The sequence below is a fragment of the Pseudoalteromonas sp. SR45-4 genome, from assembly GCF_014163535.1.
Lineage (GTDB): Bacteria > Pseudomonadota > Gammaproteobacteria > Enterobacterales > Alteromonadaceae > Pseudoalteromonas > Pseudoalteromonas nigrifaciens.
Map to the genome: position 1 here is coordinate 30,068 of NZ_JACJDO010000027.1, position 26,460 is coordinate 56,527.

The 26,460-nt window shown below is 40.0% G+C and carries 22 protein-coding genes; 4 read left to right on the forward strand and 18 right to left on the reverse strand.

Annotation, left to right across the window (positions count from 1 at the left end):
* Positions 1-38: 38 nt before the first annotated feature.
* Both H5058_RS12080 and mdoH read left to right on the forward strand, forming a co-directional pair.
* On the forward strand, positions 39-1,646 hold the full coding sequence (locus H5058_RS12080; protein ID WP_182678397.1) for a glucan biosynthesis protein G: 1,608 nt from the start codon (positions 39-41) through the stop codon (positions 1,644-1,646).
* Positions 1,618-3,579: a glucans biosynthesis glucosyltransferase MdoH gene (gene mdoH / locus H5058_RS12085; protein ID WP_182678399.1), complete on the forward strand. Its 1,962-nt coding sequence runs from the start codon at positions 1,618-1,620 to the stop codon at positions 3,577-3,579. Before H5058_RS12080 ends, mdoH begins: the two co-directional genes overlap by 29 nt.
* Positions 3,580-3,994: 415 nt before the next feature.
* On the opposite strand, the gene fusA is transcribed toward mdoH, so the two are convergent.
* The 7 genes from fusA to H5058_RS12120 form a co-directional block, all read right to left on the reverse strand.
* Entirely contained in the window at positions 3,995-6,079 is a 2,085-nt protein-coding gene (fusA, locus tag H5058_RS12090) for an elongation factor G (protein WP_179807656.1), read from the reverse strand.
* 199 nt (positions 6,080-6,278) lie between these two features.
* Entirely contained in the window at positions 6,279-6,638 is a 360-nt protein-coding gene (locus H5058_RS12095; RefSeq protein ID WP_226898045.1) for an HTH domain-containing protein, read from the reverse strand.
* Positions 6,639-6,726: 88 nt separating this feature from the next.
* Positions 6,727-7,383, reverse strand: a complete 657-nt coding sequence (locus H5058_RS12100) for a 3-oxoacid CoA-transferase subunit B (RefSeq protein WP_179807657.1) — start codon at positions 7,381-7,383, stop codon at positions 6,727-6,729.
* Between the two features lie 11 nt (positions 7,384-7,394).
* Positions 7,395-8,102 carry a CoA transferase subunit A gene (locus tag H5058_RS12105; RefSeq protein ID WP_182678401.1) on the reverse strand — a complete coding sequence of 236 codons (708 nt, stop codon included), beginning with the start codon at positions 8,100-8,102 and terminating at the stop codon, positions 7,395-7,397.
* Positions 8,103-8,111: 9 nt separating this feature from the next.
* Positions 8,112-8,873, reverse strand: a complete 762-nt coding sequence (locus tag H5058_RS12110; RefSeq protein ID WP_182678403.1) for a 3-hydroxybutyrate dehydrogenase — start codon at positions 8,871-8,873, stop codon at positions 8,112-8,114.
* Positions 8,874-8,882: 9 nt separating this feature from the next.
* A complete protein-coding gene (locus tag H5058_RS12115) occupies positions 8,883-10,067 on the reverse strand; it encodes a homoserine O-acetyltransferase (protein WP_182678405.1) in 1,185 nt (394 codons plus the stop codon).
* A 9-nt stretch (positions 10,068-10,076) separates the two neighbouring features.
* Positions 10,077-11,378 (reverse strand): GntP family permease, encoded by a 1,302-nt coding sequence (locus H5058_RS12120; protein WP_182678406.1) that lies wholly within the window; start codon positions 11,376-11,378, stop codon positions 10,077-10,079.
* 354 nt (positions 11,379-11,732) lie between these two features.
* Between H5058_RS12120 and H5058_RS12125 the strand changes: the two genes are divergently transcribed.
* Positions 11,733-14,024, forward strand: coding sequence for a TonB-dependent receptor (locus H5058_RS12125; RefSeq protein WP_182678408.1), 2,292 nt, complete (start codon positions 11,733-11,735; stop codon positions 14,022-14,024).
* Positions 14,025-14,125: 101 nt separating this feature from the next.
* On the forward strand, positions 14,126-14,788 hold the full coding sequence (locus H5058_RS12130; protein WP_011329573.1) for a response regulator transcription factor: 663 nt from the start codon (positions 14,126-14,128) through the stop codon (positions 14,786-14,788).
* 22 nt (positions 14,789-14,810) lie between these two features.
* On the opposite strand, the gene H5058_RS12135 is transcribed toward H5058_RS12130, so the two are convergent.
* The 11 genes from H5058_RS12135 to H5058_RS12185 form a co-directional block, all read right to left on the reverse strand.
* Complete coding sequence (locus H5058_RS12135) at positions 14,811-18,266, reverse strand: PAS-domain containing protein (protein WP_182678410.1); 3,456 nt, start codon at positions 18,264-18,266, stop codon at positions 14,811-14,813.
* 449 nt (positions 18,267-18,715) lie between these two features.
* A complete protein-coding gene (gene ylqF / locus H5058_RS12140) occupies positions 18,716-19,669 on the reverse strand; it encodes a ribosome biogenesis GTPase YlqF (protein WP_011329575.1) in 954 nt (317 codons plus the stop codon).
* Positions 19,670-19,930: 261 nt separating this feature from the next.
* Positions 19,931-20,509: a hypothetical protein gene (locus H5058_RS12145; RefSeq protein ID WP_182678412.1), complete on the reverse strand. Its 579-nt coding sequence runs from the start codon at positions 20,507-20,509 to the stop codon at positions 19,931-19,933.
* Between the two features lie 89 nt (positions 20,510-20,598).
* On the reverse strand, positions 20,599-20,742 hold the full coding sequence (locus tag H5058_RS12150) for an alpha-amylase (RefSeq protein WP_182678414.1): 144 nt from the start codon (positions 20,740-20,742) through the stop codon (positions 20,599-20,601).
* A gap of 54 nt (positions 20,743-20,796) precedes the next feature.
* Positions 20,797-20,997, reverse strand: a complete 201-nt coding sequence (locus H5058_RS12155) for a hypothetical protein (RefSeq protein WP_182678416.1) — start codon at positions 20,995-20,997, stop codon at positions 20,797-20,799.
* Positions 20,997-21,926 (reverse strand): viperin family antiviral radical SAM protein, encoded by a 930-nt coding sequence (locus tag H5058_RS12160; protein WP_182678418.1) that lies wholly within the window; start codon positions 21,924-21,926, stop codon positions 20,997-20,999. The genes H5058_RS12155 and H5058_RS12160 overlap by 1 nt, the downstream gene beginning before the upstream one ends.
* Before the next feature lie 73 nt (positions 21,927-21,999).
* Positions 22,000-22,653 carry a hypothetical protein gene (locus tag H5058_RS12165; protein ID WP_182678420.1) on the reverse strand — a complete coding sequence of 218 codons (654 nt, stop codon included), beginning with the start codon at positions 22,651-22,653 and terminating at the stop codon, positions 22,000-22,002.
* Positions 22,654-22,657: 4 nt separating this feature from the next.
* On the reverse strand, positions 22,658-23,050 hold the full coding sequence (locus H5058_RS12170; protein WP_182678422.1) for a hypothetical protein: 393 nt from the start codon (positions 23,048-23,050) through the stop codon (positions 22,658-22,660).
* Between the two features lie 26 nt (positions 23,051-23,076).
* Positions 23,077-23,607, reverse strand: coding sequence for a hypothetical protein (locus tag H5058_RS12175; protein ID WP_182678424.1), 531 nt, complete (start codon positions 23,605-23,607; stop codon positions 23,077-23,079).
* Positions 23,608-24,011: 404 nt separating this feature from the next.
* Positions 24,012-24,704, reverse strand: coding sequence for a macro domain-containing protein (locus tag H5058_RS12180; RefSeq protein ID WP_182678426.1), 693 nt, complete (start codon positions 24,702-24,704; stop codon positions 24,012-24,014).
* Between the two features lie 33 nt (positions 24,705-24,737).
* Entirely contained in the window at positions 24,738-26,318 is a 1,581-nt protein-coding gene (locus H5058_RS12185; RefSeq protein ID WP_182678428.1) for a DUF4433 domain-containing protein, read from the reverse strand.
* Positions 26,319-26,460 lie beyond the last annotated feature (142 nt).

Sequence of the window (26,460 nt, forward strand, 5' to 3'; positions counted from 1 at the left end):
ACTGTAAAAATAAGTCATGTTTTTATAAAGGAACGAAAATGAAAGCACCAATTCACCTAATATCAACATGGAAAAAAGCCTCAGTACCATTACTTAGCTTGTTTCTTGTTTTTTCAGCTCAGCAAGCATTTTCCGCTACGCTTGACGTTGCCATCCCGCAAGACAGTTTATTTGATGTGATCAGCGCCCGCGCTCAAAAATTAGCGAGTGAGGAGTATATTGCCCCTAAAAACATCGAGCTAGATGCGCTAAATAATATTGAATATCAAGATTATCGCTCTATTCGTTTTAAACAAGACAAGTCAATGTGGAAAGATGAAGGTCTTTACGAGCTACAGTTGTTTCACCCCGGCTTTTTATATAAAACACCAGTAACAATTAATACAGTTGATAGCGATTCTAAACTTAGCCGTTTGCCGTTTAGTACTGACTTTTATCAGTACGATGGTACTGCAGCACCTTTAAAAGATGAAATAGCCAAGAGTATTGCCAATAAACAATTAGGCCATGCTGGATTTAGGCTGCATTACCCAATTAATACCACTGAGTACAAAGATGAAGTAATGGTGTTTCAAGGTGCTTCTTATTTTAGAGTTGTTGGGCCTAATCAAGTGTATGGTCTATCGGCGCGAGGGTTAGCAATTGATACTGCTGAAGCGTCTGGTGAGGAGTTTCCTGTGTTTAAAGAGTTTTGGCTAGTAAAACCACAGCCAGAACAAACTAACATTATCATTTTTGCACTGCTTGATAGCCCATCGGTTGCCGGCGCTTATAAGTTTAGTATTGACCCTACCACCAACACCAGCGTTAAAGTAGATATGCAAATTTTTGCCCGTAAAGACGTGAAAAAATTAGGCGTAGCACCACTAACAAGCATGTTTTATCACGGCGAAAACAGCACTAAGTTTTTTGACGATTACCGCCCAGAAGTGCATGACTCAGACGGACTGTTAACCCAATCTCAGGATAACAACTGGATTTGGCGTCCGCTTAATAATCCGTCGCAACTTAGCGTAACCTCTTTTTCATACGAGAACCCTAAGGGATTTGGCTTAGCGCAACGTGATCGTGAATTTAATAATTACTTTGATATTGAAGCGCATTATCACAACCGCCCTAGCCTGTGGATAGAGCCTGAAGGTGACTGGGGAAATGGTCGAGTAGAGCTGGTAGAAATACCGACAGATACAGAAACAAACGACAACATAGTGAGCTACTGGGTACCTGAAAAACCATTTAAAGCAGGCGATTCGTTAAAGCTAAGCTATAAAATGACCACCTTTAATGCTTACTTAACTCAGCATGATAAGGCACGCGCAGTTCGCACTCGCATTGGTAGCGCGGCATTACCGGGTGAAGATAATCCGCCACCTAAAAGCCATCGCCAATTTACGGTTGATTTTGCTGGGCCTGATATAAATAAGCTTTCAGAAAAGTTAAATTTAAATGCCGACATCCAATTAACAACGGGTGAGGTTAGAGATGTAACTGTGCAAAAATTACCTGATTCATTAGGCTGGCGAGTTGCTTTTAAAATAGCTCCACAAAACGGCAAACCTGTAGACATGCGCTTATCGTTAAAGCTGCATGATAAAGAAATTAGCGAGGTATGGAGTTATGTTTGGTATCCAAATGACATCAAGTAAACAAACCACCAAAATATCTATGCCCTTTAAGGCACTTCGTATTTGGTTATTTGCCATTGCCGCAATTGGTATATCTGCGTATGGCATCTCTATTATGTTTGAAATTTTAAACTCAAATGGTATGACACCACTTGAATATGCTTTGCTGGCATTATTTTCAATTACCTTTGCATGGATTGTTACCGCATTTTGTAGTGGTACTATAGGGTTTGTACTGCAGTTACTGCGTATTGATCCGCTTACCCTTAGGCGCATAAAACCTATAATGCTTGATAGTCAGGCATTTTCTCAGCAAAAAACTGCCATAGTAATGCCTATTTATAACGAAGATACACACCGTGTTATTGCAGGCTTTGAAGTGAGCTTACAGTCATTAAAAGAGACTGGGGAATTAGCCAACTTTGATTTTTATTTACTCAGTGATACACAAGATCCAACAATAGCTAAAAATGAACTAAGTGCTTGGCATGCTTTGTGTGAGCGCCTAGGCGAGACATCAAAGCAGTTGTTTTATCGTCGCCGCGAAGATAATAAACACCGTAAAGTAGGTAATTTAACCGACTTTTGTGAGCGCTGGGGAAGCCAGTACGATCATATGATTGTCCTTGATGCCGACAGCGTTATGACAGGTAAATGCATGCTAGAGCTAACGGCAAGCATGATTAACAACCCGCAAGTAGGACTTATTCAAACCATTCCTATTCCGGTACGCCAAGATACCTTTTTTGGTCGTTTTTTACAGTTTGCTTCGGTACTTTATAGCCCTATGCTGGCAACAGGATCGGCATTTTGGCAAACCGATAAAGCAAACTACTGGGGCCATAATGCCATAATTAGAGTAAGCGCATTTATTGACTGCTGTGGTTTACCCACACTTAAAGGCAATGCTCCTTTTGGTGGTGAAATACTCAGCCATGACTTTGTAGAAGCATCATTACTACACAGTGCAAATTGGGAAGTATTACTGCTTGCAGATATTGAAGGCAGCTATGAAGAAGTCCCAAGTAATATTTTAGATTATGCCGTGCGCGACAGACGTTGGGTACAGGGTAATATTCAACACATTGGATTACTCCCGTCACCAAAGTTAAAGCTGATGAGCAAATTTCACTTTTTACTTGGCGCTACCGCTTATATTTCGTCATTAATATGGTTACTTATGCTCGCGTTAAGTACGGTTGATGCCGTAACACGTGCTTTAAATAGCGACGTTTATTTTAACCGCGCTTATCAATTGTTCCCTACTTGGCAAATAGCTAAAACCGATTTAATTGATGCTCTGCTCTATCTTACTATTGTTATTTTATTGCTACCAAAACTAATGGGTATAATCGTAACCTTGGTGCACAGAAAAAACCGCTTCGGTGGTGCTATTAAGCTTACGTTAGGCGCAATTATAGAAACAGTTTTTGCTATTGTCATGGCTCCATTAATGATGGTGTTTCATGCTTATTTTGTTGTTTGTGTGTTTTTAGGCAAAAAAGTTAAGTGGGATGCTCAACCACGAGAAGGCCGTATGGTGCCATGGAAAGAAGCGTTTAGTTATACGTTATTTTCTACTTTGGTCGCTATTGCTTGGGGTAGCACAGCGTATTACTTCACGCCGGTATTTTTTTGGTGGCTATCACCTATATTACTAGGTTTAGTACTAGCTGCACCTATAGTGCGTTATTCAAGCAGTATAAAACTGGGGGTTAAACTCAGAAAGCTAGGTATATTTATCTGCCCTAGTGAAGTAGATAACGATACCATGTTAGAGGCACTTAAAGTGCACCTTAAAGAGATTTCGGTACCCACCGCAGGGCAATACCCTTTAACTATACCCGCATTACCAAAAGAGCATTTGGTTACCATGCCAATACAAAGCTTTAAGAAATCACGCACGCCAAAGATGAAAGCGCTAAAAGAAAAGCTAATTAAAAAGCTTAGCTAGCGCCACACTTTAAAATAAAAAAGGAGCTACAAATAGCTCCTTTTTTATTGTCGGCAATTAGCTGTTTACACCTTTTTTATTAATTGTATTAAATTAGTAGCGTTTATAGGCAAAGGTATACCACTCAACAATAATATCATGGAGTATAGCGCATCATCGCAATACTCCTCACACTATATAACTTTTCATACACACAGCTAAGTTAATAACTCATTGGGCTCGCTGTAATCGTTATATTTAACGCCAAATTAGCGCATGCTGGGCATTTACGCGCCGTTATTACCTAGCCTTAAAAGGAAACGCAATGCTGTAAATTTAACCTCGAAAGATAAGCACACCCTAATATATCAATTTTATTATGGGCAATAAAAAACCCGCAACATGTGCGGGTTTTTTTAAAGAGTTAAGGTGCTAATTACTTAGCAGCTTTTTTCTCTTTTTCTGCAGCGATTACAGCTTCAGCAACGTTTTGTGGACATGGTGCGTAGTGTGAGAACTCCATAGAGAACTGACCACGACCTGATGTCATTGTACGTAATGAACCGATGTAACCGAACATTTCTGATAACGGTACGTCTACTTTAATGCGAACGCCAGTTAAACCAGGCTCTTGGTCTTTCATCATACCACGACGACGGTTAAGGTCACCGATTACGTCACCTACATGATCTTCCGGCGTGAACACGTCAACTTTCATGATTGGCTCAAGAAGTTGTGCACCCGCTTTAGGGATAGATTGACGGAAAGCACCTTTAGCAGCGATTTCGAACGCGATTGCTGATGAATCCACTGCGTGGAAGCCACCATCAAAAAGCTCAACTTCAACGTCAAGTACTGGGAAGCCAGCTAGAACACCAGTGCCCATCATTGACTTAAAGCCTTTCTCAACTGCAGGCCAGAATTCTTTAGGTACGTTACCACCAACAACGGATGATTTAAACGTGAAACCAGAAGCAACTTCGCCTGGCTTAATACGGTAATCAATTTTACCGAACTGACCAGAACCACCAGATTGTTTCTTATGCGTGTAGCTATCTTCAATTTCTTTAGTGATAGTTTCACGGTAAGCAACCTGTGGTTGACCAACAATAAGGTCTACACCGTAAGTACGCTTAAGGATATCTACTTTGATATCTAAGTGAAGCTCGCCCATTCCTTTAAGAATAGTTTCGCCTGAATCTTCATCAGTCTCAACTTGAAAAGATGGATCTTCTGCAACCATTTTACCGATAGCAACACCCATTTTCTCATTACCGCCTTTATCTTTAGGCTGTACAGCAATCGAGATTACTGGAGTTGGGAATACCATTGGCTCAAGTGTTACTGGGTGCTTAGGATCACATAATGTGTGACCAGTTTGCACGTTTTTCATGCCTACGATAGCAATGATGTCACCAGCTTGTGCGCTAGCTAATTCATTACGGTCGTCTGCTTGCATCTCAACCATACGGCCAACACGCTCAGTTTTACCAGTAAACGCATTAAGGATAGTGTCACCCTTGTTTAGTTTACCTGAGTAAATACGTACGAATGTTAACGCACCAAAACGGTCATCCATTATTTTGAATGCTAACGCTTTAAATGGTAGGTCTGTAGATACGATAGCGAATTCGCCGTTTTCATTACCTTCTTCATCCATAAGAGGTTGAGGATCAACTTCTGTAGGAGATGGTAAGTAATCAACAACTGCGTCAAGAATAAGCTGCATACCTTTGTTTTTGTATGCTGAGCCACAGTATGTTGGGAAGAAAGCAAGGTCACGAGTACCTTTACGGATACAACGCTTCACATCTTCAATTGAAGGGATTACACCTTCCATGTACGTTTCTAGTAGCTCATCGTCTTGCTCAACAGCAGTTTCGATAAGTAACTCATGGTATTCCTCAACTTGGTCAACCATGTCTGCAGGAACGTCTTCAATAGTGTAGTTTTCTGGAAGACCAGTCGCATCCCAAACATATGCTTGCTTGGTTAAAACGTCAACAACACCAACAAACTCATCTTCTCTACCGATTGGTAAAGTCATGATTAATGGAGTTGCACCAAGTACTTTTTGTACTTGATTAGTTACACGGAAGAAATCAGCACCCATACGGTCTAATTTGTTTACGAAAATAACACGTGCTACACCTGACTCATTCGCATAACGCCAGTTAGTTTCTGATTGTGGTTCAACACCACCAGAGCCACAGAATACACCGATGCCGCCATCTAATACTTTAAGTGAACGGTAAACTTCAACAGTGAAGTCAACGTGTCCAGGAGTATCGATAACGTTAAAACGGTGATCTTTCCAGAAACAGCTTACAGCCGCAGACTGAATAGTAATACCACGCTCAGCTTCTTGATCCATGAAATCTGTAACTGATGTGCCATCGTGCGTGTCACCACTTTTGTGGATTTTACCAGTAAGCTTTAGTATACGCTCAGTGGTGGTAGTTTTACCCGCATCAACGTGCGCGAAAATACCAATGTTTCTGTACTTCGATAAATCTGCCATTAGTTTACTCTTAATAAAGTCGAAAAATTATTCGGCCAGAGTATAACATCACTTAAAGCGAACATCACCATAGAAGTCGCTTAAAATGCAGCCAATTATATAAAAAAAATAATCCATCCTTTGAAATAGCTATTTTTTGTAGTGCGAGCGAGCGATCTATTTACCTAATGAGGCCTTACCTTACTCTGTACTCTTTATTTTATTGGCATATTTTATAGCAACGCTCTGGACGACCAATACTACCATAGCTTTGATCGGCTCTAACCTGTTCCGCTTCAAGCATATATTCTAGATATCGGCGAGCAGTCGATCGGCTTACACCCACTAAATCGCCCATTTGCTGAGCTGTAAATGCTGTTTCTTTATGTTCATTAAATGCAGTTATTATTTTTTTTAAGGTAAGCGAGTCGACTCCTTTGGGTAAGCGTGTTGTGGTGCTAACGCGCTCTTTTGAACCAAATAGAGTATCAACCATAGACTGCGTTACCTCAACAGCAGCCGAAAAACATTGTTGCCGAGCTTCAAAACGTGCCAGAGCTTGATCTAACCTACTTAACATGAGTGGTTTTATAACGCGGATTCAAATTGGTAGCTTTTTAAGTTATAAAAAAACCCGCAACAATGCGGGCTTAATTAATAAGCTATTATTAAAATGTCATTTCGGGTGTGTTTTTAGGGATAATTAAACGCCCCTGTGTTTTCGCTTGAATTTCTTCTACGCTCACTCCGGGGGCGCGCTCTAACAAATGAAATGCACCATCTTTAATTTCCAGTAAGGCCAAGTCGGTAATTACTTTATTAATACACCCCACGCCGGTGAGCGGTAAGCTGCACTCACTGAGTAATTTTGACTCACCATGCTTGTTAGCGTGGGTCATGGTGCAAATAATGTTTTTTGCACCGGCCACTAAATCCATTGCACCGCCCATACCTTTTATTAACTTATTGGGGATCATCCAGCTAGCAATATTGCCGTTTTGGTCAACCTCAAAGGCACCCAATACGGTTAAGTCAACATGACCGCCGCGGATCATCGCAAAGCTTTCGGCTGAGTTAAAAATTGCTGCGCCAGTGGCGGCAGTAACGGTTTCTTTACCGGCGTTTATCATATCAGCATCGAGCGCATCGGCAGTAGGATACTGCCCCATACCCAGTAGGCCATTTTCTGATTGCAGCATTACTGCAATATTATTGGGGACATAGTTAGCTACTAAGGTAGGAATACCAATGCCTAAATTAACGTAATAGCCATCTTGTAATTCCATCGCGACTCGCTTGGCGATTTGTTCACGTGTTAATGCCATTAGCTTACTCCTTACTGCTTTGCTGCTTGGGTGGTCACTTTTTCTATGCGTTTTTCAAACACCCCTTTTATAACCCGGTCGATATAAATACCGGGAGTGTGTATTTGGCTTGGCTCTAACTCCCCAGGCTCTACAATTTTTTCTACTTCGAGTACAGTTATTTTACCTGCGGTGGCGGCCATAGGATTAAAGTTCATCGCGGTATGGCGATAAATACAATTACCAAAGCGATCCGCTTTCCAGGCTTTTACAATGGCAAAGTCACCGGTAATACTGTGTTCTAACAAGTAGTCTCGACCATTAATATTGCGCGTTTCTTTGCCCTCAGCCACTGGCGTGCCTACTCCAGTGGCGGTATAAAAAGCAGGAATACCTGCACCACCAGCGCGCATTTTTTCAGCCAGTGTACCTTGTGGAGTAAGCTCTACATCTAGCTCACCACTAAGTAGTTGCTGCTCAAATAAGGCATTTTCGCCCACATACGAGGCCACCATTTTGCGTATTTGTTTATCCTCTAGTAACACGCCTAAACCAAAACCATCTACGCCACAGTTATTAGACACCACAGTTAAGTTACGAATACCTTGGCGTTTAATTTGACCAATAAGTCCCTCCGGTATACCACACAAACCAAAACCACCGGCAATCACTGTCATGCCATCTTCAAGCCCTGCCATTGCTTCGCTGTAACTGCTTACTACTTTATCGAATCCTGCCATTGTTAGCTCCTATTGTGCGGTCCAGCCGCCATCTATTGCTATAGCTTGTGCGGTAATGTTTCGCGCCGCATCAGCCATTAAAAAGGTTACCGTATGGTGTATTTCATCTAAACCAATAAAGGCTTTTTTAGGCATGGGTGCTAGCATAATAGTATCGATAACTTGTTGCTCAGATAAACCATGCTCTTTGGCTTGTGCGGCAATTTGCTGCTCTACTAGCGGAGTTTTCACATACGCGGGACACACGGTATTAATGGTTATATTGGCATCTCCTGTTTCAAGCGCTATGGTTTTACTAAAGCCAATTAAGCCATGTTTGGCGGCCACATAGGCCGACTTATATTTAGAGGCCACCATGGCATGAATAGAGCCAATATTAATAATTCGGCCAAAATTTTGTTCCCGCATTTTAGGCAATACCGCTTGGGTCATCATTGCGGGCCCAACGAGCATTACTTGCTGCAAAAATTGCCATTTATCAGCCGGAAATTCTTCAAGCTTTGCTACGTGCTGAATGCCGGCATTATTTATAAGTACATCAACAGCTTGCGGTAACTGCTTAAAAAAAACGGTAATTGCCTCGCTGTCGGCCACATTTAATGCATAACCTTGGGCTTTCCCGCCATTAGTAACAATATCTTCTGCCGCTTCTTTTGCGTACGCTGCATTTAGGTCGGTTACTATAATATGATGACCCGCTGCGGCTAATTGCTGTGCTATATATAAGCCAATACCGCTGGCTGCACCGGTTATTAAAATTGTTTTGCTCATGCAGGCCTCCTAGTTGGCTAAAAACTCACTAATTTGCTGCGCTTTAGGCGTAATCGAAAATAGCCCATCTAAATGACCCCAGCCTCCCGCAATTTCAGAAATAGTAACCTCCTTACCTAGTTCATCCATTATTGAGTGCATTTTGCGGACATTTTCGGGACGTAGTAATAAATCGTTAGTGGCAGGTAGCAATAAGGTTTTTGCCTGCACCTTTTTTAGGGCATCAGTTAAATTGGCTGATCTACCTGCGGTAAATAACTGCGATGCTCGCACTAAGTACAACACATGGTTTGCATCTTGTAGCTTAGCTTTAGCTAATGCTCTAGCCTCTAAAACTTGGTTTACTTTTGGTAGAGTACGAATATCTTGCAGTGCGTCGTCATCTAGCACCTCAAAATTTGGGAAACTAGCGTTATAAATAAGCGGATGCATAGCATCTTGGGTAATGTTTAGTAGCGTAGCGGTAAGCCCTGCAAGCGGGCGCTCTTTATTATAGTAATTACCTTGCTGCCAGTTTTTATCTAAACGAATTGGCATAGCCCACTTTTCTAGTGCCGACACAGTCCATGCATCCATGGTTGCTGCGCCAATTACATGTACTAAGCGCTCTACTTGCTCTGGATAACGTACCGCCCACTCCAGTGCCTGAAACGATCCCATTGAGGCACCTATTACGGCATGCAGTTTGTTAATACCTAAACTATCGAGTAAGCGTTTTTGCACTTCAACAAAATCTGTAATGGTCACTACCGGAAAATCAAGGCCATACGGTTTACCTGTTGCCGGATTAGTTGATGCAGGGCCAGTCGTAATTACATTAGGATCGTGCCAATTGGCATTAACTAAAGTGTCTGAGCTAATTACAAAGTATTTATTAGTGTCGATTGCTTTACCTGGACCAATTAACGCATCCCAATAACCCGCCAAGGCATCATCGGCTTTATATTTACCAGCTGCATGCGACGTGCCCGAAAAATAATGCGTAATTAGTACCACATTATCTTTAGCTTTATTTAAAGTACCGTAGCTCTCCCAGCCTACGTCTACTCGGCTAAGCGTAACTCCCGACACAGTAGTAAAATTTTTAGTGGTAAAATGTTGTTTTTCAACCAACATAGGCGCTGTTTTATCATTGCTATAAGCAACTGTGCTTACTATTAACAGCAGTACACTCATTATTAATTTAGTTTTCATTGTTATCCCTTAAAAGAAAATAAATAAGCCAATTGCTAATGCAACCCCAATTAGCGGTACTACGGTTGTTAACGCAGCCATAGACCAATAAGCACGCTGATGTGTTTCTTTACAAATAGCGCGGATCAAAGTAACTACATAACCATTGTGCGGCAAGGTATCTAGCGCACCTGAACTAATAGCTACCACGCGGTGTAGTTGCTCTGGGTTAACCCCCATATCTATATATCCTGGAGCAACCAGTGGTAATGCAATAACTTGCCCTCCTGAGGCAGAACCCGTTAGCCCCGCTATTACACTTACCGCTACGGCCGCGCCTACTAGCTCATTACCTGGCATATGGGTCATTACTTCAACCGCGGCAGTAAATGCTGGTGACACTTTGGCAACTGCACCAAACCCAACCACCGCGGCTGTATTTCCTATTGCCACTAATGCCCCGGTTGTTCCTACATTTACAGCGCCAGCCAGATCATGAAAGTACTTAAAGTTAATTACCATAATACTCAGCACGCCACCTAGTAGGGCAATAATAAGCGCGGTTTGTTGTAATGTATCATGTAAAGTGAATGACAATAGCAGCACCACTAATAGCGGAATAAGCCCAGTAATAGGGTGTGGCCTTTTACGATCAACCACGCTTGGATCGTCATCGCGTTCTTCAAAATGCTCACCATTGGCAAGCCCTTTTTTTATCATTTTATTGAGCCAATAATAGCCAAATGTCGCCATAAAAATAGCCACCACTAGGCTTACTTCCCATGCGGCATAGGGTGAGGTGCCTAAATATTTTATTGGGATCCAATTTTGAATTTCGGGCGATCCTGCCGAGGTCATAGTAAAAGTAACCGAGCCAAAAGCCAGCGTAGCCGGAATAAAGCGCCGTGGCAGGTTTGCGTCTTTAAATAAGCTAAGCGCCATCGGGTACACCGAAAAAGCCACTACAAATAAACTAACACCACCATAGGTTAATACCGCACACGCTATCACTATTGCTAAAACAGCATGTTTCATACCTAATTTGCCAACTATATAACTGGCCACACTATCGGCAGCGCCGGTGTCTTCCATAAACTTACCAAATAGTGATCCCAGCAAGAACATAAAAAACCATGCACTTAAAAAACTAGCAAAACCATCCATATAAACATTAATAAAATTAATATCGGCCGTGACAGGAAAAATTGCCATGTCGCTACTCAGTGCTACAAGTAACGCGCATAGCGGTGCGGCTATAAATAAATTTACCCCGCGCAAAGTTAAAATAATCAGCAGTATTAAACCACCTACTAGCCCTATCATGCTCAGCATAAGCTTTCCTAAAGTTATTGTTATTACAAAGATGAGGTGACATCGCAGTAATGTTAATTATATTGTTGCTTATTTGTAATTAAATACATAGCACTATGGTACTACATAGTTATATTTAGGCTTGCAGGCATTGTTATATATGGGTTTAACCTAGGTATAGCACTATGGTACTAATTCATTTTTTGTAACAATCTTCTAAAGTAGTTAACAGGTGACATGAGCAATGAGTAAAGGTCTGCAGCAATCTTAGTAGTTAGCGATGGCGAGGCTTAAACAACAGCACTTAGGTATAGGCAAATAAATAGCTGGTATTTATTCCGTTGGCATTAATCACAACAATAAAAGGTAATCAACATGATAAAGCTCAATAAAAAAGTCGCACCCGTTACACTCGCTGTGTCATTGGCGCTGATCGGTGCAAATAGTTATGCAGCAGAACAACAAACTAACCAAGTTAACAAAGGCGAGCTAGAGCGCATTGAAGTAACGGCGCGTAAAACGGTAGAAAACTTACAAGAAGTACCGGTAGCAGTAACCTCTATTGGCGCACAAGAACTGGCTGAAAACGGTATTAGTGTAATGACCGAAGTACAACAATTTTCGCCTAACACTACACTGCAATCTAGCCGTGGTACTAACTCAACTATTACCGCATTTATTAGGGGTGTAGGCCAACAAGATCCGCTATGGGGATACGAAGCCGGTGTAGGTATTTATATAGATGACGTATACATAGCGCGTCCACAAGGCGCGGTACTTGACTTGCTCGACGTGCAACAAATTGAAGTCCTACGCGGCCCGCAAGGCACGCTATATGGTAAAAACACTATTGGCGGCGCAATTAAATACGTCACCAAAGAAATGGATGGCGATGCAACCCTTAACATTAAAGGCACGGTAGGTAGTTATGGTCAAAAAGATCTAAAAGTTACCGGGCAACTACCGCTTATTGATGAAAAGCTCTATGTTGGCTTTGGTTTTGCTACTTTAAACCGCGATGGTTTTGGTGAGTTTTTAACCTCAGATTTAACCAATCAAGATCGTGAAAACTACAACAAAGATGTAACCGCAGCCCGCGTTACACTAGAGTACACGCCAACAGATGACTTATTTTTTAAACTTGCTTGGGATAAAACCAAAGACACCTCAAACTCAAAAGGCGGCTATCGTTTACTACCTAGTATACTCACTGACGCTCCAGTACCCGACAGCGTATACGACTCTTACACCAGCTTACCTACCTGGAACGAAGTAGAGCTTGAAGGTTATAGTTTTACCGCACGTTGGGATATGAGTGACAGCACAAGCATTAAATATGTTGGCGCCAGCCGAGATGGTTACTCGCCAACCAATATCGACTTTGATAACACCTCAAAGCGTATTTTTGATGTACCCGCTATATATGAAGATGAGCAAACCACTCACGAAATACAGCTAAATCATCAAGGCGATAACTATAAATTAGTGTCGGGCTTGTATTACTACGATGGCGAGTCATGTGGTCAATTCCAAGCAATTTTAGAAGAGTATGGTAAATCTTTAAACTTACCAGGCTTAACTCGTGAAGTAAGTGGTTGTAGTAACTCAACAAGTAAAGCTGCCTATATTCAAGGCTCTTACGACTTTGATAACAAATGGTCAATGACCCTAGGCGCGCGTTATACCAAAGACAGCAAAGAAGCGATTGTAAATAATGGCCTCATATTCGACACTGTTTACCCTGAGTCGGGCTGGATCCCAGGTTATGTTCGCCCAGAAGGACAACTAGTACCTACCGTACTAGATGATAGCGAAGATTGGTCGCGCTTTACCCCAAGAGCGGGCGTTGAGTACCAATACAGTAACGATATTATGTTTTTTGCCAGTTACGCCCAAGGCTTTAAGTCGGGTACATTTAACCCAAGAGCCACCACGCCTGAACCAGCAGCAAAGCCAGAAGTTGTTGATTCATTTGAATTTGGTATGAAAAGCGAATGGAATAATAACTTACGCGCAAACATAACCTTGTTTACCCTTGATCATAAAGACCGCCAGTATATTTCGGTACTCCCAGGGGACAGCGGATCTGACCTAAACCAACGTTTAGGTAATATTGGTGAATCAACATCAGATGGCGTAGAAATAGAGCTTAACTATGTTGCTACTGAGTCACTAAGCTTTAATGCCTCAATTGGTTATATAGACAGTAGCTTTGATAACGTAATTGATTTTGACCCAAATACCGGCGCAGCCTTTGATAAATCTGATCGCTTTAGCGTATCAAACACGCCAGACTTAACCTTTAACTTAGGCGCTACGTACCGCATGTACACAGATATGGGCGACTTTGTAGTTAATGGTAATTACTACCACCGTGGTGATTACGCCTTATTTGAAGAAGACAGCCTACTAACTCAAGACGCGTACGGACTGCTTAATCTAGGCGTTACTTGGTACAGCGCAGACGGCCATTGGACCGCTGGTGTATATGGTAAAAACCTCACCAATGAAGAATACATGATTGGCGGTTACCAGTTTGTAGCACCCGATCCGAGTGATCCAACGAATGTAAGCAAATACCAGCCTGGTTTAGGCGGTGATAATACCTTAATTGGCTACTTTGGCGACCCACGTACTGTGTCGTTAACTGTTGGCTACCGCTTCTAGTCTTTATTATGTGAAAGGTTTGTCTGTGTTATCCCCAACAGACAAACCTTGTTTCACTGTGCAAAATCACTTATAACTAAATGTATTGGAGAATATTTGGAATGTCTTTTGCTGTGAATACCATAATTGCCGACGACCACCCGTTGTTTAGAAGTGCATTACGCCAAGCAGCCGCAACCTGCGTTCCTGAAGAACATATACAAGAAACCAGCGACATAGACGGACTGTTTGCCTTACTCAAAATACACCCAGAAATAGAACTTATATTTTTAGATTTAACCATTCCCGGTGCTAATGGCCTACAAGCGCTATCGCAACTACGTAATCATTACCCCGACATTTTAGTAATTATGGTTTCTGCCAACGAAACTCCCAGCATTATAAAACAAGCTATGAGCTTAGGTGCCGCAGGTTATATTCCTAAATCATCATCGCTCGATATAATAGGCGAAGCTATTGGCCATGTACTCAATGGCGACACTTGGCTGCCCGCAGATATTGATTTAACCGACGTAGTTGTTAATGACGAGCAAAGCAGCTTTGCCCTAAATCTCGAAAAGCTTACCCCGCAACAATACCGCGTACTTGCCATGATTGCCGACGGTTTACTGAATAAGCAAATAGCTTTTGAAATGTCGATTCAAGAAACCACTATTAAGCAGCATGTTTCTGCTATTTTACGCAAACTCAACGTTTATAACCGCACCCAAGCTGGCATTTTATTTAACCAGCTATCGCAAGTCGGTAAGTTAGAAGTAAACTAGCCCACAAACACTACACGTTAACTTACTTGGTTAGTCGCTTAATCATACGCTTTAATGCCGGTGCTTTTAGCGGTTTATACAATAGCGGATAACCTGCATCAAGCACTTGCTCACGTATGCTTTCATCATGATTTGCTGTATTTACAATTACCGGCAAGTTAGTAAGCTGCGCCTTATTAAGCACCTCAAGCCCGGTTACACCATCATCGAGCTGATAATCAATAATAAGTAGTTGTGGTAATGCAGCGCTTGCTTTTAATTGCTCAAGCTCAGCTAAATTAGTTGCCGTGGCTATTTCGCAGCCCCAGTTTTGCAGTAGTTGTTTAAGTGCATCAAGCACATTTTTATCGTTATCAAGCAGCCAAATACGCAAGCGACCTAGTTCGGTATCGGGGTTAAGCATTACCCGCTGAGTAGGTTGTACCGCTTTACTTACTGTGCATGCCATGGTGAGCGTAAATTGCGTTCCTTTACCTAGCTCAGAACCCATAACCAAAGGTATTTGCAGTAAGTCGCAAATACGCTTAGTGATCGACAGTCCTAACCCTAGGCCTTCGGCATTGGGCTTTTCGCCCAGCTGTTTAAACTCTTGATAAATACTTTGCTGATCGCTTGCGGCAATCCCCACACCGGTATCTTCAATAACAAACGACACATGGCTGTCATCTTCAAGCAACACTTTTAAGCGTACCTCGCCGCGCTCAGTATAGCGTATGGCATTACTAAGTAAATTACGTAATACCCGCCGCAACAGTGCTTTATCTGTATGTATGCGTACATCGCATTGCTTTACAATAAATTTAAGGCCTTTTTCTGCTGCTAATGCCGAATAATCGTTGCGTAGCGGCTCAATTAAACTACTAACATCAAACTCGCTGGCCTGCACTTTAAATGAGCCAGAATCTAACTTGGTTAATTCTAAAATACTGCTAAGCAGCTCTTCTGCACTGCCCAATGAGTTTTTAATATTGAGTGCTAGCGCTTTTAGCTCAGAGCTTTGTGCTTTTTCGTTCATTAAAGAACAAAACAAGCTAGCGGCATTAAATGGCTGCAATAAGTCATGGCTGGCCGCCGCAAAAAAGCGAGTTTTGCTCACAGTAGCTTGCTCGGCTACTTGTTTTGCCTGCGATAACTCTTGGTTAGCTTGCGTTAATGCAGCGGTACGAGTTGCTACTTTTTCCTCTAGGCTTACATTGGCTAGCGTTAGTGCTTTTTGTTGTTTTACAAACTCGGTAATATCGGTATAAGTAGTTACAAAGCCACCACCGGGCAGTGGGTTGCCTTGCATTTCGAACACTCGGCCATCGCTGTGCGAACGCTGAAACTTATAAGCACTGCCTTGCTTTAAATACGCTAAGCGCTTATCTATTTCAATGGCAATATTACCGCTATTAAATAACCCTCGCAGCGCATTAAAGCGAATAATATCGGCTACTGGCCGGCCAATATATAAAGCTTCGTCTGGGTAAGTAAACATACGTTTATAGCCTTTATTCCACGCCACTAAACGCAATTCACTATCTACCACACTTATACCTTGTTGAATGTTTTCAATTGTGGATTGTAAAAGATCGCGGTTAAATTTAAGTACTTGGCTGGCTTCATCTACAAATTCGGCCACTTGCTCTAATGGTTGGCGCTGCTCATTTTTAGCTACGTCTAAAATAAGCCGTGCCGACGCACCGCCTATTACTGCCGACATTTCACGCTCTACCAATAACTCTAACTCGGCTTTAGCCGGGCTTTTCCATTGGCTTTTATCATCAGGAAAATAATGATTAACTAACGATTGGCTGGCCTCTTTTTCAGCAAAACGCTGCAATAAAGCCCCCAGGTCATGATAACTCAACGGATGCAATGTAGTGTCTAGGCGCGAATCATGGGGTTGTGCAATAAATTTATTACTTTGTAATCGCTCAGCAAGAGTGGCTTGGCTAAAAAAGGGCATTAATAAATACACTAAGCAATTTGCACCTAAAGATAGCAATAACGCTTGGCTAATACTCTCCAAACCAAGCGACAATAAATCGGTAGGTGCCAGCCAAGCTATTTGCCATGGCCCTTCTGTTAGCCAACTACTTTGGCTACCCAGGCCACTGGCCAAGTTTGGTAATAGTAAGGTATAACCCCAAATAACAAAGCCGGTTAAAATACCCAGTTGCGCGCCTCTGCAAGAGGCATGTCGCCACCACAAACCAATTATCATGGCAGGTGCAAACTGCGCCACTAAAGTAAACGACATTAAGCCCACTGTGGCTAAAGTGCTGGTTTCTCCAAGTACTCGGTGAGTAAAGTAACTAAGTAGTAAAATGAGTACAATAACAATTTTGCGCGCATGTAATAAGTTGTTTTTATCTAACCCACGGCTACTTGAGGTAAGCTGCGAGCGACGTAAAATAAACTGATTAATAAAATCATTAGTGATCATTACCGATAATACAATCGACGATACAATCACCATGCTGGTTGCTGCCGAAAACCCACCTAAAAATGCCAATAACGTTACCAGGGTATTGTTTGCCGCCATAGGCAATGCTAATACAAAAGAATCGTGGCCAATATCATTGCCATTAAAGTAAACCAAGCCGGCGTAAGCTATAGGTAAAATAAATAAATTAATTAGTAGCAAATAAAGTGGAAATATCCACCGCGCTTTGGCCAGTTCATTGTCGTTATTGTTTTCAATAAAGCTCATATGAAACTGACGCGGCAAACATAACGTAGCTAAAAGCCCTAGTAAGGTGTGCGCAACATATACATAAACAGGGCTTTGCGTAGCGGTAACTTGGGTGGGTAGTTTAAGCTCATAGGCTTTTTCGTATAAGGCGACTGGGTTATCAAATAGTGCAAAGCAAACATATAAACCCACTGTAATAAATGCCAGTAACTTTACCACCGACTCAAACGCAATACTGGCGATAAGCCCTGGGTTATGCTCACTTGGGCGTAACCGCCTAGCACCAAATAAAATAGCAAATAAAGCTAAAAGCAAGGTGATATAAAAAGTACTGTCGGCCCACACCGCATTACTTTGCGTGGGTGCTCGGTCGGTAAGCAAGTTAATACTTTGCGCCGTAGCACTGAGCTGCAAAGAAATATACGGCACAATTGCAATCACCGAAATAAGCGACACCAAACCCGACAAACTCGATGATTGTCCATACCGAGTGGCTATAAAGTCGGCCATTGAGGTAAGTTTTTGTTGCCGACAAATATGCGCAATGCGGCAATACAGCTGCCAACCAAAAATAAATAATATAATAGTGCCCGCATAAGTAGGGGCGAGCCACCAGCCATTACTTGCAGCCTGTGCGGTAGTGCCAAAAAAAGCCCACGAGGTACAATAAACCCCTAACGACAAACCATAAGTTAAGCCTTTAAAAGGTAAAACCTTACGCTTATCGGCCCACCCTGCAACAGCAAACAATATGCCTAAATACACCACGGCAATTAAGCTAATCGACCAAATAGAAAACATAGTTTTATTCTTTTAATTATTTTTATAATTATTTAACTAGCATATGTGTTTTTGCAGAAAAAAACAGCACCCACTTTAGTGCTAACAATTCAAAATATGCACGATAAAAATAAATAATAACTATTTGCATTTGAGTGTTGACACGCGCCCAAATCTAATTGATAATCACTATCAACAAGAAGGGAGTACATCCTAACTTGTTACGAAATAAACTGATTTGTTTCTCGACCCTGGAACAACGTGTAGCGCACGTTAACTGCTATGGTTACTTGTAAATTCAACACAACGCCCCTTGATGTTGATAACGAGTAACCGCCCTACTATTTTACTTGCTACATTGCTCATATCGGTGACGGTAGATATGAAACTAAAAAAGCCCTTACGGGCTTTTTTTATGTCTGTAATTTAACTATTAAATTACTTTCAGTTATCTAAATTCAGGTTAATTATTAACGACGATTTTTACGCGCTCGCGCTCGGCGTTGTAACTTTTCGTCTTCTTTGGCTTGCTTTTTAGCCGCCGCAGCCGCACGTAAACCAGCAACCATTATCTCTTCCTCCTCACGCATTTGTGGGGTTTCCATAGTAATGCGGCCAATAATGCCATCGCGTAGTTCGTTAATTAAAATTTCCGACATTTTGTAAGTGTCTATTTGGTTACCACCACGAATACAACCACGCTTTTTACCCGCTAATTCAACAAACTCCCAGTCACTCTCTGGTAGTTCATCTATTTTGTAGCGTGTTTTTAGTAGCTCAGGGTACGCCTTTATTAAATACTCAGCTGTGTAGCTCGCCACTTCTTCATACTCAAGTGCTGTATCGCGTATTGCGCCAGTTGCGCCTAAGCGGTAACCCGAGTTTTCATTTTCAACTTTTGGCCATAGCATACCCGGCGTATCGTAAAGCATAATGCCGTCTTCAAGCTTAATACGTTGCTGCGCTTTAGTTACCGCAGGCTCGTTACCTGTTTTAGCAACTATACGCCCAGCTAACACATTAATTAACGTAGATTTACCCACGTTAGGAATACCCATAATCATGGCTTTAATTTGCTTATCGGCACCCACCTTGTGAGGCACTAACTTTTTACACAGCTCATTAATACGGTGTACTTCAGCCGCTTTATCATTACCAAAAGCAATTGCTTTTACGCCGTTTTCTTGCTCAAAGTAATCTTTCCATATTTGAGTCATTTTTGGATCGGCTAAATCGGCTTTATTCAAAATTTTAATTACCGGTTTACCTTCACGCAGCGTCGCCACCATAGGGTTTTCGCTACTATAAGGAATGCGCGCATCAAGCACCTCAATAATCACATCCATTTGCGGCATTATTTCTTTAATTTCGTTACGGGCTTTATTCATGTGCCCAGGGAACCACTGTATTCCTGCTCTACTCATTTGATTTATATGACCTTTAATTAAAGGCCGCAGCCTATGGGTACTAATGTGGGTACTAAAAGTAAAACTATGCTTTTGTACTTTCGTTTATGGGAGTTAGTCTACTACAAAATTGCACTTGGATTCTTATGAAAATATATGAATAACTAAATATCAATTCAGCCCACACTCTATATATCTTTCTATAGGAATGTTATTCCCTTTCTCGCGTGCTTGTTGTGAGCTGATTAAGCCAATCAGTTATCCCTATTTCAATAAAAATTACGATGGTATAAGTATTTTGCAAACACCCGTTTTTTCAAGGAAATCTATGCCAATTAAATACGGCCTATAATATCCCTCTACTGGATCTTCCTTTTTATTAGAAGCTGATAAGTGTAAACATTCATGAAGCGGAAAGTTACCTCGGCTAAATATTAAATCGGCATGTGCTTCCCCAGTACAATCAAGTATCGTTCCATCGGTTAAAGTTAACCAAACATGTGCCTTAATAGGTTCATCTAAACTAGGAGAATTTAACTCACTTTTAATACTCTCATCCGACATTTCACAATAAATATAATCATGCCAATACCGATCCCCAATAGTAATATGGCTGTCTATATTTAAATCTTTCTTTAAAAAATACTGAAGCATTAGATGAACATCCGTACATTTACTTGCTAAGTCTTTGGATGATTTAAACCCATGAAATTGCAACACCTTAAAACAATGAATTAAGATTTCTTGTTTCTTATTGTCGCTAAGAGCTTCGCTAAATGGCAACGGGCTTGAAGACAATTTTAGCTGTAACTTTTTAGTTCTAAGTACGGCATCTTCAATTCTTTTTTTATAATTCAAATCTCTTACCTACAATTTATATAAAGTATCTACGTAATATAAAGATAAGCGCAGCTTTCGCTGCGCTTAGCTTAAATAAAATTATTTAACTATTTTTTACCGTTATAGTTAGGGTTGTTCGGATTTAACTGATTACTTCGATTATCTTGTGCTCTTTGGTATGGAGCATTGACGCCAGAAGTGCCTTTATTGCTGTTTCCTTGGTTTGATTTATGATCATTATTGTTAGACATATATGTCTCCTTAAAAAGTTAATTGTGATTCGACTTATGGAGCTTCGGCGTTAGCTAAAACTCCTTCAATCGTCGAATATCCATTTTAAAGTTTCTATATGCTCTAAAGTCACTTGGCGTGCTTGGAACTGTTATTTTGATACCTGATGGCGCAATCAGCCTTGGATGACGCCCACGCTTTAAAGACCAACCTTTTTTCTTCAATAACTTACAAACCAACGTGTTGATGTTTTTATCATTACTATATTTTTTCATTATTGCTCTCCCAGTGTTATCAAATTCTCTTTAATAACTTGCGGAAAGCTCGAAGGGTATCGGATTGCAAATGCTTTAACGTTAAAATTCACATGATTCAAAGCCTTAGAAACCCCTATATCCAATATTGAAGGACTAAGCGTTAACCCCTGACACGATGACGAGTTTTGGTAAAAGTTACCTTCTGGATTTATCATCAAATATGATTGCCACATATCGCAATTATCTTCAATTGCAATAACATTACTGTGCTCTTTATGCTTTTGAACATAAGAATCATATTTTTCTTGCGAGATAGTTAACTGATCACTATAGACAGGTAGTGCACGTAAGAGCTTCCACTTGTCGGGTTGCAATAATGCAATTGTTTCATTCAAATTCTCGCGGAAGTTGAATGCATTAACTACAGTATTTACTTTCAACTTACCTTGAGGATTTAACTGGCGATATAGCGCTGTAACAGTTAATGCTTTTTGCGGGGAAAACCATTCACCTTTACGATCTATTCGACCAATGCTTTGAGCAATTAAATAATCTGCAGTATCAAAACTTAAACCAAGCATATCTAAATGAGGGGCAATACGCCTTAACATTGCTGGTGACAAAAAATGTCCGTTAGTAATAAGTGACGTATTAAAGCCTATACTCTTTGCAAATAATAAAGCGCTAACAAAGCGAGCTCCTAACATTACAGGTTCTCCACCAGCAAAATTAATCCTTACTGATTGATAACCTAATTCTTGTCGTATTTTATTATTCGAAAAAAAGTACTCAGCTAGCATTAGCAGTAAATCTTGAATACTCTCTGAAGAATGATGTAACTCTGTTGCTGACGTATTATCTTGCCACTTAGCGTAACAATAACCACAACGGTAATTACACGCTTCGGTCATGTGAAAGTTAATAACAAGCTCTTTAATATTTGTCATGTAAATCTCCATCTATTGCTGATGGCTATAGATTCACTTAGTGCAATGCACTAACAAACATTATTTTTAATAATTACATTTTTTGGAAATACCCTAATAAATCATCAAACTCCTCTGCTTCCTTGTGCCGAGATGTTATATGCTCTACTAATTGCTTAATACTATGATTATTTGTATCTAATTGCCTTGATAATGCTAACGCTTTGTCTATATCGTTATTTAAATAAGCTAAAAGCAAGTTATCTGTTGAGCTGGTAAGGGCAGATTGCGCAAGTAATGCATGCAATAAACTGAGATTTTTCCCTAAAGCTAGTTGAGGCATTACAGCAAACGGGTTAGGTAATCTCTTTTTGCGCAAGTCACAATCACTAGCAAGCGCATCCGCAAATTCAGCAGCAGTTGTTTTACTCAGAGCAATGCCCAATAATGAATTACTTTCACCAAACAACTGACTAACAATCACAGCACAATGGTATCTAAAGTCCTTATCTTCAAATATTCTTTTTACGTCTTTGGGATCATGAAAAATTGCATTGAGTAGTAAAGCATTAAATAGCACATCTAGCTGCCCATCCGCCAAACGCTTTGTTGCTCTTTGAACCCTTAGCTCAGTTTCAACTTTAATAAGCTTATTACGGACAAGAGAATTTGCTTTGTCTTTTAAATATGTACTTTCTTTGGCAACATCGATCCCAAATAAGAAGCGAATAGCATCAGGAACGGTCATACCACTAGCCATTACAGTAAGCCGCCTCAAGTAAATGACTCGCTTTAAGCCTTTCTAGTTGCTCTGCACCAAATGACATATTCGCAATTGTTTGTGCTAAGTCGAACCAATTACTCTTTTTATAATATCCATATCTTTTTTTACACGACGGTGAGCTCTTAATATATTGTTGTAATACGCCTATACAGTAGCCAGCACGCATAGCCTCTGATACAGAAGTATGAAGAGCAGCATACTTCCCAGGCTCTTGTTTTCGGTCAAATATCTCAATCACCTCTGTGCAAGATGATTGCAAAAATACAGAGTCATCCGGTTGGAATACTTGCTCTTTTGCCTCAAGGCGGGCCGTACTAAAAAAAAGCGCTAAGGTAACTAAACTTAAAATTAATTTTTCCATTGTTCTACTTCCAAACATTTGTAAACTTAGCTCATCGCTTCTGGTTGATCATTATTTGATTCATTGTCAGGCAAGTTGCTGGCTGCATCATCTTTATTTTTAAAAAAATTGGGCAAAGGCGTACTCGCATAAATTGCAATAATTGTAATAAAAATAGAAAGAAAGGTTTGAATATCAGCATATCTATTTAATATAGCGACCCCCAGTACACCTTGGTCGATTAATTCAATTATTAAATAGAATGTAAAAAATAACGAAAGAAATAGCTCAGCAAAAGCAATAACAAATACAAAGCGTTTAAGTGCTTTCCATTTAGTCCAGTTCAAAGCAAAACAACGCGCGAAAAACCGCCATACTGAGGCTGCAAATATAATGAAAAGTCCGACTTCACTCAGATCTAAATCAGATAAGCCGGCATCATACTCAAAAAAATAAAGAGGAATAGATATCAAGTTAAAAGCAGCGATTAAGCTTAAGGCCAAATAAAGAAAAACAATTATAAAACCACGAGCAAAATGCCCAAATAAAATATCAACAGTATTAAAAACAGACTTCATTTTCATCCTTGAATTTATATTAAAGATAGTTATTTTAAAAAACTATGACTACTTATTGACTCAGATTAGGCTAAGCCACAAGTAACAATTTAATCAGAAAACAGCCCTTTCTAGTAAGACCAAACATGGTAACTAACATTATTAAGTGCAAATTCGTCTAAACACTCAGGGCCTATTTCAATTTTCAAAGTATTTCGAAGGGTAACCTAAGTAAGTTAATCTGATATTCAAAGCCTAGCCAAAGCACGGCACAAAAGGGAAGCATCGCGCTTCCCTTTAAAATAGTTTTAAGCTGTTTGTGCTTTTAAATTTAGCCAGTCTTCTTGTTTTTACTTTATTCCAAACAACAAAGATCTAGGCATCCTTCACTTACATGCGAATCAAAAATTGTGGCAACTTCGTTATTATAAAAATAAATCATTCTGCTGCACATGATTATCTAACTTTTGGCTATATGAAAATATTTTTTCAACTGTTTTGATTCCAACACCTTGTATCGATAAAAGCTGATTTAATTGATATATACGGCCTTCCTTAATTGCTTCTAAAATCCTTTCTATATAAATAATTTTGACTCCACTCTCAGCGGATATTTGTTCACTTGATAAAGGGGTTATTTTTTTAGCGAACTCAACGTACAAATCATCATTAGCCGTTACTGAATAGTCATAAATTTCAACATCAATATTAAGGTCTGATAGGTATGACTGCATAATAGCAAGACTAACTTTGCCATCTATCCCGCCTCGTCCCCCACCCAAAATAGGAAAAGCTATCGATTTTATATTTCTACTTTCATAGGTATCTACAAATTTTTTAAGGCCTTGGTGAAGGTATGACTCTTTTGACGGGTATTTCCAGCTCAACTTAGTCGGAAAATTTAAAACCGATTTAAGCTCTGATTTATATATCCACAGGAGCCCTATATCTAGTTTTTTTGCATCACATAAAGCTTCATATTTTATAAACATGTCTGGATAGCGTAATTTAAATTCTAGAGCTAACCCAGCCCCCATAACACCATCACAGTTAACAGGGTTTACTAGGTAATTGCATTTAGAATTGAATATATTTCCATTTATTACTTCAACACCCATATTTTAGGCCTTAATTTTTTATGTTTTTTACTATTAGAAAAAAAGCATGGGATCAACAGCAACGTTGATATGTATTTTTTTGTCTTCGCATACTTTTATTATGCGCTGCTGTACTTCTATATCCTGACAGTAAATACAATGAAGCTTATCAATAGCGACCTTTTCATAAATCAAACATTCACTCATCATTTTTGATTTTAGGTCTAAATCTACAAGCCCATTTACCTTCCAACTCGAACTAAAAATTGCACTCCAATTAAATGAGGCTAATTCTTGTATATATGGTGTAAATGTAGAAGCTATGGTAGAAGCATTACCGTTCGAAAAAATAGCTTTGGGAGATGCTATAGCTTCCTTATAAAAAGATAAAATAATAACTTCTGCTCCAAACTCTTTTTGAACCTGGAATAGCATCGCATTTCTAACGTTAAAATAAAAAGGTACGTAGTCATGTATTGAGTGTTTATGTATAGGCTCTTTTTTTGCTCTTCTTGCATTTACTAAACTATTACTGATATCAACTTTTTGTGCTTTATTATTGTGAGGCAATAAGCCTTTAGAGAGTATGCCTGGGAGATTGGCAGTATGTGTAATGTGCATTAAATAGTTAATGTTTAATCGATCAAACAAAGGACGTTTGAAATTATAGAGCACAGTATGAAGGTTATCACATGACCACACAACCCATCGATCACCTTTGCTATTTGTTCGATACCTACCACCAAACAGCTTTCCCTTATCAGTTAAGTGATATTTCTTATCTTTAAAAAAAAGTAGCTCGTATTCGATTAGGTATTTAAAAAAATCAGATGTGCTTTTTATTCCATTAGCTTTGCATAGCATTGTTGTAGATAGTAAGTCTGTAACTACTTGCTCTTTTTCATTCTTAGCTTCAACATTTTTTTTATGCTTTAGTATTGTCTGCCTTAATTTATATTTGGTATTAATATAATGTTTACTTTTAGCAAGTTGTACTCTCTGGTGTTTTTTTTGTTGCAGTAGATCCGAAGAATCGCCTTGAGGATTAATAGCGAACCTGTTTTCTTTCCCTACACTGTCAAGCTTTGACAGCTCATCATTTTTTGCGATATTTAACTTGTGAAGCTCACCATGAAGATTAAAATTATAGGTTAATTCTCCTGCTTCTTTTCTAACAGTAGAAGCACTATGGGTATCTGGGCCCTCGCCTCTTTCAACATGATCATTCTGACTATTTTTATCACAGGCTATTTTATGAAGTAGCCCATCTTTCTTAGGTTGTGGCCTAACCTGCTTAGGTTTTTCCTTGCTTTCAGGTACGTTTACTCTAAACGCTTTTGCCCTAGCCCTCAAAGCCTCTAACTCTAACTTATAGATCTCTCCCTGAGCTCTCCTCTTAGAAGTCTCGGCATCTTTCTCAAACTTTGCTGCCTTTTCATCAAAAGATTCAGCAAAATTTACCAAACGATCTAAAGTAGGTATCTTAGTAGAGTTATTACCATCTTCAGCATGAGAATATATACTTTTAGAAGACCCCGTATTATTTTTTGGCGCTGATTTATCAACTGATGGATTTTTTGTGAGCTTATTAATTAGAGTGCCTAAAACAACTGTAATTAATAAAACATGAGGCATGGCTGCTATCAAGCAAATGTAAGCGCGCAATTAAACCCACATACCAATATTAATGCTACCTATGCATAATTTACTCAGCATATTAACCTGAGGTAATTATGAATAAACAGCAAAAAATAAAACACTGGCAAGGCATTTTTGA